Raw genomic sequence first — 10,796 nt, 5'->3', positions numbered from 1 at the left:
GGATATTTTTGTTCTAGGGTGGTGGGCGCTAGGGTGGGATATACGTCAAATCCTCGGGGGTCCATGTAGTTAGTTATTTTTTGAACTATTTTCCCTTTTCCTGCCGCTGCCCAGCCTTCTAGCACCACTATGATGGGGATTTTTTGTTGCCAACAGGTGTTTTGGAGCGATCGCAACTCAATCATAAGGGCTTCTATTTGCTCATGATAGTTTTTTTTGTCTAGGGATAGGTTTAAATCGAGGGTGTTTAACATGGATTAAGAGTTTATTGATAGTTTAAAACCTAAACTAAATGTTATGGTTATTAGGTTTACTGTTGTTCATATAATATCGGTTGTTTTCTTGGGGAAAAGAGGTTAGTTAATAATTCATAACTTAATAAATAAGAATGCTATATTTAACTTTGGGTTTTATTTTATAAATATTGGACTCCTCCCCCATACTAATTTTTAGGAAGAAAAAAAGATGGTTGCATCTACAAAGAAGACGGAAAAGTTAGCTTTTACAACGAAATTAGCTTTTGGGGCGGGAGATGTTGGCACTGCTTTATCTGCTAATTTATTAATTTTTTTCCTGTTGCCTTTTTTTACTAATGTGGCGGGTTTAAGCCCTAGTTTGGCTGGTAGTATCTTAATGATTGGTAAGATTAGTGATGCTATTAATGATCCTATCATTGGAATGTTAAGCGATCGCACCTCAACCCCTTGGGGCCGTCGCATTCCTTGGATGATACTTGGGGCGATTCCTTTTGTGCTTTGTTTTAGCTTGATGTGGATAGTACCTAATTTTGATAATAATATCTATCTATTCATCTATTATATGCTAGTGGCGATCGCCTTTCACATTTGCTATACCTCCGTCAATTTACCCTATCAAGCCCTTACCCCAGAGTTAACCAAAGATTATAACGAGCGCACCAGTTTAAACAGTTTTCGTTTTAGTTTTTCCATTGGGGCTAGTATTTTTTCGTTAATATTAGCAGGAATTATCTTTGATATTTATGATGGTCAAGACCAAGAAAAATATTTAATTCTCGGACTTTTATCGAGTTTAATTGCCTTAGTTGCCTTAGTTTGGTGTCCCTTACAACTACAAGAAAGGGGTAAAAAACCATTGTTAACTAAACCAAAGCGTAAAAATTTGGGTTTTTTATTAATAGCAATTGCCACAATATTAGCTATATTTGCTATTTTCAAGATTGTTAATAGTACCACACCTCAAGATATATTTGAAAGTATTATTTTTTTGTTTTTTACCATCATGTTAAGTGCCATGGCATGGACATTTATCACAGGTAAAATAGAACCACATTTATTAATAGCAGAAGAAAGCAAAAACAAAGAAAATCAAGAACAAATACCCTTTTTCCGTCAACTAAAAATCGTCTTTAGTAACAAACCCTTCCTTTTTGTCATCGCCATTTATCTTTGCTCATGGTTAGCCGTACAACTCACCGCCTCCATTTTGCTCTTTTTTGTGGTGAATTGGATGGGATTACCCGAAAGCGTATTCCCCCAAGTTGCGATCGCCGTTCAAGGTACAGCCTTAATTATGTTATTTGTCTGGCAAATGATCGGTAAAAAATTAGACAAAAAAATAGTCTATTTCCTCGGCTCAACCATTTGGATTATCGCCCAAGTTGGTTTATTTCTCATTCAACCAGGGCAAACTACCTTGCTATATCTTCTTGCCATTCTCGCAGGATTTGGAGTCTCCGTGGCTTACCTTATCCCTTGGTCTATGATACCCGATGTTATCGATCTTGATGAACTCAACACAGGTAAAAGACGAGAGGGCATTTTTTATGGTTTTATGGTGTTATTACAAAAATTTGGACTAGCCCTTGGTTTATTCCTCGTGGGTATTGCCCTAGACGCATCAGGATTTATCCGTAACATCCCCGGAGAAGCTATCCCCATTCAGCCCTCTTCGGCACTCCTTGCTATCCGCTTGGTGGTTTCGGTATTACCTGCCATTGTTTTAGTTATCGGCATAATTCTTGCCTATTTTTATCCTATCACCAGGGAATATCATAGTCAAATCAGACAAAAATTGGATCAGAAAAATTATAACTAAGGAACTTTTTACTATTTAAGATGGTCTAAATATATTAATTGATGATTTGAAAAGTATTTTATTATTATGTCTAATTTAACTTCCAAAAAAGTTTTTTCCTTTGCCAAATCAAAATCTATTATTTCCCTTGCCCTTTGTATGGGGATGATTTCTAGCACTGGTATCACTTCCGTAGCTGCCCAAAGTAGCAATTCCAGACATTTTCGCAATGAGTCTTTTCCAGGTAGGGGCTTTAATCCTAATCAAAATAACCGCCCTATCTACAATAATAATGGTAATATTTCCCAGCAAAATGGCACATTAAGCCTACCCACAGGCACAAATGTTCCCACCTACTATGCGGAAGATACTAGCGCCACTAAGATTTATGTCACCAGAGAAGAAACCCTACCCCTTACCCTCACCGTTGATCGAGATATAAGAGATAATCGAGGTAACATTGTTATTCCTGTCAATAGTCGTATTGAAGGAGAAATCCGCCCCGCTAATCGTAGCCGTGGTTCGTTGTTTGTTGGTAGAACTATTATTTATCCTAATGGCACAAGAATGCCTATCAATGTTGAATCTAATGTGGTAACGCGCACTGAAGTAATTGAAAGGGGTGGTAATAGTGATTCTATCTGGCAAGGGGCTTTGGCTGGGGCTGCTGCTGCTACTTTAATTTCAGGGGTAACGGGTAATCGAGTTATTTCCACTGAGAAGGTTTTAGGGGGCGCTGGTTTAGGTGCTTTGGCTGGTTTATTTCTCCGTGAGCGCCCTTCTTCTGTGGAGGTAATTTCTTTTGATACGAGAAGGGATTTAAATCTTACTCTCCGTTCTAGTTTAAGTTATTAACTGGGCAATAGTGTTGCATTTTCAATTATCCATTGTTTTTTTGTATTTCATTCCGGGTAATTGGCTAATGTGTCCATCTAATTCTAGTTGTAGGAGTATCCCTGATACTTGTGCCATGGGCATTTTTGTGGTAATGACGATAGTATCTAGGGATGTGGGTTCAGGGGCGATCGCACCATATACTATACTCAAAGGAGGGGTTAAATTAGGCTCTTCTGGTTTTGCAAGGGTAGGAATACCCGTTTTGGTATCATTTCTAAACCCCTGCCCGTTTTCTGTAAATAAAGATAATTGCTCGGGTTGATCTAAATTGGGAATCGCCCCCAAACTAGATAATAACTCCTCCGTGGTAACTATAATTTCTGCCCCCTTATGGATTAACCTTAAACATCCCCTAGCCCGAAAATTATCAGGGGTATTAGGTAGAGTATAAACATCTCGATTAAACTCCGTGGCATAGTGCGCTGTAATCAAAGCTCCCGATTTTTCTGGTGCTTCCATCACTAACACCGCCCGACATAATCCCGCTACAATACGATTACGGGCGGGAAAATTTCCCCTTTCCGGACGACTACCATGGGCATATTCGGTCAAAATTAAGCCCTTTTCGGCGATTTCTGCCATCAAATCACGATTACTCAGGGGATAGGCTCGATCTAATCCATTACCTAATACAGCGATAGTCCTCCCCCCCACATCCAAACAAGCTCGATGGGCAACGGTATCGATTCCTTCGGCTAATCCAGACACTATGATAAATCCCTGTTGAGCTAAAGCCTTGCTTATATTATATGTCCATCGGCGCCCATGTTCGGTGGGTTTTCGAGTGCCGACAATACCAATCATTGGGGTAATACCATTGTTTTCTTTTTCTACTACTTTTCCCTTGTAATAAAGAATAGTAGGAGGGCTAGGAATTTCTGATAATAAATGGGGATATAGGTTATCATTGGGACACCAAAAAAACGGATTTTTTTGAATATGTTCTTCAAAAAGAGCGTCAGGATTAATTTTTCTTCTTTGTTGATCGATGGTTTCAGAAATTTTTTTACCGATGCCATCTACTGTTAATAATTGTTGCGAAGAAACCCCCCAAGCGGTTTCTAAACTGTCAAAAGTTTGGGCTATTTTTCTGATAGATGTTGCTCCTAATCCTTTAATATTTGACCATGCCAACCAATACTTTTTTTCTCGGTTATTAATCATTTTTCATCCTATACGATAAAATTATTTTCTTCTCCCTGAGAAGCCTGACGACTACGGGCATCATAATATAAATCGGCTAAAGTTATACTATAAATTGCTTGTTTTATTTTTTGATTTAATTTACGCCATAAAGCCACTGTAACCCAGTCAGCTGAATTATTTTGACTATTAATATCTAAGGGCATTGACTCTAAATTTTCCCCCACTGCTTCTAATATTTGTCCGAGGGATATTTGATCGGTTTGATAAGCTAATTGATAGCCCCCTTGCGCCCCTCGCACGGAATTTATTAACCCCGCTTGACGAATTTTTATTAATATCTTTTCTAGGTAGGGTGCTGGTATATCTTGTCTAAGGGCGATCGCCCTTACAGAAGTAGGTTTAAAATTAGGTTGTAAACTAAGATCTAACAAAGCCTTAACTGCATAATGTCCCTTAGTAGTTAACTTCATACAAAGAAAAAATATTAAAAAAACAGATATAGCATATAAAAGAACAATAAGTTTAGAAATAAAATTAAAAAATGCTATTTTAGTATATTATAGATCAGAAACAAAAAGAGATATTAGTCTTTTTTAAATCAAAAAAAAATAGCTGGTCAAAAAATAGTAAAATAAAAGTAAATGTCAAAAAAACAAAAACCATTAACAGGAAAAGAGTTACTCAAAAAAGTAAAAAAGATGGGTGACGCATCCCGAGAAGAAAAAGCCATTGAATGTGGATATTACACCCTATCAGGCAAACAAAAAAGAGTCAGCATGGTAAAATTTTTAAATGCCCTCATAGAAGCCGAAGGCATTAGCCTAGACAACGACTCCACCACCGAAGCAAAAAAAAGAGGTAGAAGCGCTAACTACCGCATCAATGTTCAATCTAACGGTAACTTATCCATCGGTAAAGCCTACACCGAAAAAATGGGCTTAAAACCAGGGGATGAATTTGAAGTTGTTTTAGGACGCAAAAATATCCACCTTAAACAAGTAGAGGAAGAATAAAATTTCACCTCTCAACCAAACCACCCCACTTTAGGGGGTTTTGTTACCCTCTTGCCCTGGTAAAAAACGACTCACCTTCGCTTTAACCAAAACCTCATCCTGTTGGGCATAACCCACAAAACGCACATAAACCCAATCCCCCTCCCTAATATCATCAGCATCTGGTTGGTGTAAATTAGGGTTAAAATTTACCCGTCGCCATGGTTGCCCAACGGGAGTTATCTCCCACCCCGCCAACAACTCCTCCAAAGGTTTTAATAGACATACCACACTCTTAGCGGGTAAATCTGGTTTAAACCTAACCATAATTTTCGCCGTAGGATAATTAGTCAATAAAGACTCCAACTGCTGAAAATATTTTGCCTGTAAATTTTGTCTTACCTCCTTGGGTAATACCTCGCATTTTTGAGTTAAAAACGAGTTTTGTTGTTCCAATTCCAGTATTTTATTAGTCAAATCAGCCACCTTGCGGGTAAACTCTTTATGGAGGGCTTGATATTTATCTTGGCTAGATTCTAACTCCTCACTAGAAACATTCAAATCAGACTGTAATTCAATAATATCTGTTTGGGCTTGTTGTAACTCTTTTGTTTTAGTATTCAATTGCCCTTGTAAATTATCAATAATAATCTTTTGTTGTTCAGAAATTTGTAATAATTTTTTACGCCGAGGAGTGGAGATAGACTTATTTTGGGATGGGTTTTGACTACTCAAAAAAACCATCAAAAAAGTTGAACTTCCCAACCACAAGAATAAACCTAGAAAAAAATCTTTCATTTCTACCATATCTCACTCCACTGACTCTTAAACATCAACTTAAACTATCTTTTAAGATTTGTTATTTTTCTTATCCTTTAAAATGATAGTTAATGTAAATACTTTTAAGCAATAAATATTATGACCAGTGATCAATTTTTTATGCTAGTAATACTATTAATCCCAGGATTATCTTTATCTTTGATTGTTATGGCAGCCTTTGCTAAAGGGGGCTAAAAGTTAATATTTACCTTGTCTTCGGGCAAGGTATTCTAGCTTTAACAACTCATTTCAAGGTAACGAGCATCCCTAGCAACCACCATCAAGCAAATCTTATCTTAATTTAGAGGGGATGTTATAAGCATCCGACTAATTTTAGTTTAATTTATTAAATAATAGCCTATCAGTCATGGGATTTATTAAACAGTGGATGATAATTCACTTTACAGGTTATTATAATTTAGATTAATGGATCATACTGTTAATGTTTACTGATAATAAGTCTTTACCTTCTTCCCATTGTCTGAACATTTCAGCTTTAAGTCAATTATTTAGCTCTACTACTAATTCTTATAAGTATCTTTTTTTTAGTGCTTTATTAGATATTTTAGAAAGAAATTTATTTAATTGTGGGTTAGTTACTTTTCGAGATTTAGTAGTTGAAATGTTAGCTAATGCTTGGTATCCCCATGTATTTTTTAAATTATCTTTTGGTAAACAGGATAAAATTTCTCTTAAGTTAGATAGACTTAATATACAGTCAGAAAAAAAAGCTATTACCAGAAAAGATATTTTAATTTCTATTCTTAGTCATTCTAATGTTGATGATGTTATTAATAGCTTAATGTTTTATGTTCCTTTTCGTTTAATAAGACCATTTTTTTTAGAGGAATTAAAAGGAGCAAAAGATGCTAATATAAATTATAAAATGATTGAGTTATCACGAGATTTTTTTGAGAAAAAAAAGCCATTATATTGTTTTAATAGTGAGGATTATAAATCAATAGATGGTGTTATTATTCATCCTGAATGGATTAATTATATCAAAGAAAATTTTGTAATTCTTAAGGGGTGGGTTGCTTGGGAGTGGTTAAATTATATGCAAAAAAATAATCCTAATACTCCTAATTTAGCAAGAAAGTTATTTCCTTTAGTAAAACGTAAATCGCTTGTTAAACAGGCAAAATACTGGAGGTTAATTCTTGAAAAAGAGTCTTTAACATGTATTTATTCTGGTCATATTTTGGACAAAAAAAGTATTTCTGTGGATCATTATTTACCATGGTCATTTGTTGCCCATGATCAATTATGGAATTTAATTCCTAGTATTCATAATGTTAATTCGGCTAAATCCAATAATATTCCTGCTACTAACTATTTGGAAAAGTTTATTAACTTACAGCATCAAGGGTTAATGATTTCCCATGATATTTTACCTAAAAATAAATGGTTAAAATATATTGATTGTTATTTAACTGATTTAAAAATAAATGAGCCTAATGATTTATTGAAGTTAGAGATTTTGATGAAGGCTTATCAAAAAACTTTTAAACCTTTGATTTCTTTGGCGGAAATACAGGGGTTTTCTACTAATTGGCATTATGGTTAAAAAAATTAACAAACTACTGGGGATTACCGAGGGGATTAGTTTTGAGTTAAATTAATTTTGATTTAATAAAATTTAGTCCAACCGCCCTGACTTTAATCTTGCTATTCTATGGGAAGAAACATAGTTTACCGTTGAAATATTGTTGATGACAGGGAAGAAAACTAGGCATGTTTTAGGGCTTTCGGGGGGTAAGGATAGCACTGCTTTAGCTATTCTTTTGCATAGGGAAATCCCTGATATGGAGTATTTTTTTTGTGATACTCATAAGGAGTTACAGGAAACCTATGATTATCTCGATCGCATTCAGGCTCGTTTAGGCATTAAAATAAATTATCTTAGCGAAAAAAGGGGTTTTGATCATTGGTTAGCGATTCATGATGGTTTATTGCCTTCTCCTCAGATGCGCTGGTGTACGGTAAAAATGAAGATTAAGCCTTTTGAGGAATTTGTGGGGGATGATGAGGCTATCAGCTACATCGGTATTCGTGCGGATGAAAATAGGGAGGGTTACATCTCTACAAAGCCGAATATTAAACCTGTTTTTCCTTTCAAAGAGAGGGGTTTGGTAAAGGCTGATATTATTCGTTTGCTAGAGGAAAGCGGTATCGGTTTACCTGAATATTATAAGTGGCGTAGTCGCTCTGGTTGTTTTTTTTGTTTCTTTCAACGCAAGTATGAGTGGGTGATGTTGGCGGAGAATCATCCTGATTTGTTTGCAAAGGCGGTGGAATATGAGTCAAATCATCGGGATGGTAGAACTTATACCTGGACTCAGGGAGAGACTTTATTACAGCTTTTGGAGCGTAAAGAAGACATTATAGCACAACATGAAAGGGCGATCGCCCGTAAACAAGAAAAAGCACCGAATCGCCCCCTAGCAGAAGCGTTGGAGTCTGTATTAGATGAGGAAGATTCTACCCTACCCTGTCTAGTGTGTAACTTATAGTACTTTAGAATTTATGAATAATTTAGATATTACAAGAATTTTTCAAACAGAAAGCAAAGATATATTTGATTTTTTTACACAGGCAGGTGCTGCTTATTATATCCCTGTTTATCAAAGAGAATATGCTTGGGATGAAGATAACGTAGAACAGTTAATGGAAGATATTTTATCAGGTGTTTATGAATTAGTGGAAAACAAACAAACAATTCACTTTTTAGGTACTACTATTTTGTGTACAGAAAACGATAGATCAAAAATTCAACCACAAGACAGTCGTGCTATTCCGACTCGTGTTGATAATGTAATTGATGGACAACAAAGAATATCAACTATTGCGTTATTAGCTTGTTGCTTGTACCAAAACATATTTGAAATAAAACAAAAACTGCCTAACACAATGAAAAATCCATCTTTAGATTTAGATGGATTAAGAGAAGCAATTAATACTTATTTAAAGTCTTTACAAGAAATATTTTCATTTGATCTTCAAAGAGGTTCTCCTGAACGGAAACCAATAATAATAAGAAGTTCATCAGATTGTTGGACTTGTGAAGGTTCAGAAAGTGAAAATTATCAATCAGATGTATCATCATATTTAGCTCAATTTATTAAGAATATTTTTGAAATAGAAAATAATAGAAATAATTTCTTTACTTTTGAAAATATAAATAAAAATTCTTTGGTATATAAAAATATCAAAAAAATTCAAAGTTATTTAACTAAAATAGAAAAATCCTATGGTTTGAATGATGATTGTCCAACTGCATGGCAGATACTTAAAACAGTAGATCAATCAGAGTTTTGGAGCTATGAACGTCATGAACTATATGAGGTAATTAATAATTGTGGTAAAAAGTCTTTGGAAGAACTGAATAAGAATGAAAAAAATCTTTGTTCTGTAGTTCAATTATTTGCATTTTGTCATTATCTATTTAAACGCTGTTGCTTTACTGTTATTCGACCACAATCAGAAGTAAGAGCCTTTGATATGTTTCAGTCACTCAATGCAACAGGTACCCCTTTAACTGCAATAGAAACATTTAAACCTTTAGTTGTAAACATATTTGAAAATAATAAAAATAATTTCTTAGGGTCAAACTTTGATAAGTATTTTCAAAAAATAGAGGACTTAATGAAAAACTTAAGAAGTGCTTCTAGTAAAAATAAAAGAACGAATGATTATCTGAATTTATTTGCTTTAACTTATGATGGAAAAAGTTTAAGGAAACAGTTCAGCATTCAAAGACAATGGTTAATAAATAAATTTGAACAGCAAGAATCTATCGATAAAAAGGAAAATTTTATTTGTCAAATGGGGCAAATTGCCAAATATTGTAAGGATATAATATATTCTGAAAATAACTTAAAAAAATCTCTCCCCCAATTAAAATGTTTGGATTTATCACAAAAAAATACCTCTTCAATATGTTTGCTGTATCTTAAAGAAGCTAACCATAAAATGGCTGATACGATTTTAAGTCGTTTTTATTCTCAGGCTATTTCTTCTGAATTAAAAATTAGAGAAGACGATAGAGAAAACTTGGTGAATTACGCAACAGAAGAATTTGCCGTCGCCTGTCAAGTTGTTGCCGCATTTTTTACTCTATGGCGTTCGACCTTAGAAAATAAAGGCTTAGATGATGTATATAGAGAGTTACTTAAAAATAAAATGTCTTGGGAAAAAGGGGACAAATTTTTAACAACAAAAGAGTTAAAAACATATTTTAGAGATGTTCTTAAAAAAGAAAATATCGGAACAAAAGAAAATTGGAAAAGTAAAGCTATTGACTATCTAAAATATGACAACGTTCAGAAAGTATGTAAGTTTGCTTTGTTTGTTACCTCAAATGATACTATTTCGGATCCAAAAGAGTTAGGTTTAATGAAAAAAGGAACAGATGGTTCATCCATATCTTATTTAGATCCGAATAAATGGATTAAAGAACTTAGTAGTATTGAACATATTGCACCTCAAAATCCCAATAACAACAATACATGGGATAAACACTTATATGAAAATGATAATTATCAACTAATAGGAAATCTAACTTTATTACCTACCTCGATTAATATTTCTGCATCAAATAAAAACTGGCTTGAAAAATGGTTTTATTATCAACATTTGGGAGAGACAGACCCAGATAAATTGAAAACAATTAAACAAAAAGCTAAAGAGAAAAGGATTAAGTTAAATGATTCAACTATTCAATTATTACAAGAAGCTAAACACGCCCATCATATTAAATCAATAATTGAAGTTGGTGAAACAGGAAATTGGGATTTAAGTCTGGTAAAAAAAAGAACAGAAAGAATTTGCGATATTTTATGGGATCGTATGTCTGCTTGGTTAGATTTAGATTGAAATAGAAGAACT

Annotated in this window: 9 protein-coding genes and 1 pseudogene; 6 read left to right on the top strand and 4 right to left on the bottom strand. The window is 34.4% G+C overall.

The annotated features are described in order from the left end of the window. Positions 1–254 (bottom strand): annotated as a pseudogene (locus tag IQ215_RS08935) (polyphosphate:AMP phosphotransferase); the annotation flags it as partial. Positions 255–465: 211 nt separating this feature from the next. On the opposite strand from IQ215_RS08935, the gene IQ215_RS08930 reads away from it, so the two are divergent. Both IQ215_RS08930 and IQ215_RS08925 read left to right on the top strand, forming a co-directional pair. Beyond that, the gene (locus tag IQ215_RS08930) at positions 466–2,076 is read left to right on the top strand and encodes an MFS transporter (RefSeq protein WP_193800964.1); all 1,611 of its coding nucleotides are present in this window, start codon (positions 466–468) and stop codon (positions 2,074–2,076) included. A 66-nt stretch (positions 2,077–2,142) separates the two neighbouring features. After that, positions 2,143–2,910 (top strand): hypothetical protein, encoded by a 768-nt coding sequence (locus IQ215_RS08925; protein WP_193800963.1) that lies wholly within the window; start codon positions 2,143–2,145, stop codon positions 2,908–2,910. Between the two features lie 21 nt (positions 2,911–2,931). Here the strand turns inward: IQ215_RS08925 and dprA are convergent, their stop codons facing one another. Both dprA and IQ215_RS08915 read right to left on the bottom strand, forming a co-directional pair. Further along, on the bottom strand, positions 2,932–4,116 hold the full coding sequence (gene dprA, locus IQ215_RS08920) for a DNA-processing protein DprA (RefSeq protein ID WP_206688559.1): 1,185 nt from the start codon (positions 4,114–4,116) through the stop codon (positions 2,932–2,934). 8 nt (positions 4,117–4,124) lie between these two features. Then, positions 4,125–4,568 (bottom strand): Rrf2 family transcriptional regulator, encoded by a 444-nt coding sequence (locus tag IQ215_RS08915; protein WP_193800962.1) that lies wholly within the window; start codon positions 4,566–4,568, stop codon positions 4,125–4,127. A 171-nt stretch (positions 4,569–4,739) separates the two neighbouring features. Here IQ215_RS08915 and IQ215_RS08910 point away from each other — a divergent pair, with 171 nt between their 5' ends. Beyond that, positions 4,740–5,111 carry an AbrB family transcriptional regulator gene (locus tag IQ215_RS08910; protein ID WP_193800961.1) on the top strand — a complete coding sequence of 124 codons (372 nt, stop codon included), beginning with the start codon at positions 4,740–4,742 and terminating at the stop codon, positions 5,109–5,111. Between the two features lie 30 nt (positions 5,112–5,141). Here IQ215_RS08910 and IQ215_RS08905 read toward each other — a convergent pair whose 3' ends face one another. Further along, entirely contained in the window at positions 5,142–5,888 is a 747-nt protein-coding gene (locus IQ215_RS08905) for a hypothetical protein (protein ID WP_193800960.1), read from the bottom strand. 463 nt (positions 5,889–6,351) lie between these two features. Between IQ215_RS08905 and IQ215_RS08900 the strand changes: the two genes are divergently transcribed. From IQ215_RS08900 to IQ215_RS08890, 3 genes are all read left to right on the top strand, one after another. After that, the gene (locus IQ215_RS08900) at positions 6,352–7,476 is read left to right on the top strand and encodes an HNH endonuclease domain-containing protein (protein ID WP_193800959.1); all 1,125 of its coding nucleotides are present in this window, start codon (positions 6,352–6,354) and stop codon (positions 7,474–7,476) included. Between the two features lie 145 nt (positions 7,477–7,621). Further along, positions 7,622–8,422: a phosphoadenosine phosphosulfate reductase family protein gene (locus IQ215_RS08895; protein WP_193800958.1), complete on the top strand. Its 801-nt coding sequence runs from the start codon at positions 7,622–7,624 to the stop codon at positions 8,420–8,422. Positions 8,423–8,435: 13 nt separating this feature from the next. Further along, positions 8,436–10,784, top strand: a complete 2,349-nt coding sequence (locus IQ215_RS08890; RefSeq protein WP_193800957.1) for a DUF262 domain-containing protein — start codon at positions 8,436–8,438, stop codon at positions 10,782–10,784. The last annotated feature ends 12 nt before the right edge of the window (positions 10,785–10,796 follow it).

It is taken from the genome of Cyanobacterium stanieri LEGE 03274, from assembly GCF_015207825.1.
GTDB lineage: Bacteria > Cyanobacteriota > Cyanobacteriia > Cyanobacteriales > Cyanobacteriaceae > Cyanobacterium > Cyanobacterium stanieri_B.
This window is presented reverse-complemented; position numbering and strand designations above follow the sequence as displayed.

Bases quoted from the DNA above. Each gene is read 5' to 3' on its own strand.
- IQ215_RS08930 (WP_193800964.1), top strand. From the start codon at position 466: ATGGTTGCATCTACAAAGAAGACGGAAAAGTTAGCTTTTACAACGAAA.
- IQ215_RS08925 (WP_193800963.1), top strand. From the start codon at position 2,143: ATGTCTAATTTAACTTCCAAAAAAGTTTTTTCCTTTGCCAAATCAAAA.
- dprA (WP_206688559.1), bottom strand. From the start codon at position 4,116: ATGATTAATAACCGAGAAAAAAAGTATTGGTTGGCATGGTCAAATATT.
- IQ215_RS08915 (WP_193800962.1), bottom strand. From the start codon at position 4,568: ATGAAGTTAACTACTAAGGGACATTATGCAGTTAAGGCTTTGTTAGAT.
- IQ215_RS08910 (WP_193800961.1), top strand. From the start codon at position 4,740: ATGTCAAAAAAACAAAAACCATTAACAGGAAAAGAGTTACTCAAAAAA.
- IQ215_RS08905 (WP_193800960.1), bottom strand. From the start codon at position 5,888: ATGAAAGATTTTTTTCTAGGTTTATTCTTGTGGTTGGGAAGTTCAACT.
- IQ215_RS08900 (WP_193800959.1), top strand. From the start codon at position 6,352: ATGTTTACTGATAATAAGTCTTTACCTTCTTCCCATTGTCTGAACATT.
- IQ215_RS08895 (WP_193800958.1), top strand. From the start codon at position 7,622: ATGACAGGGAAGAAAACTAGGCATGTTTTAGGGCTTTCGGGGGGTAAG.
- IQ215_RS08890 (WP_193800957.1), top strand. From the start codon at position 8,436: ATGAATAATTTAGATATTACAAGAATTTTTCAAACAGAAAGCAAAGAT.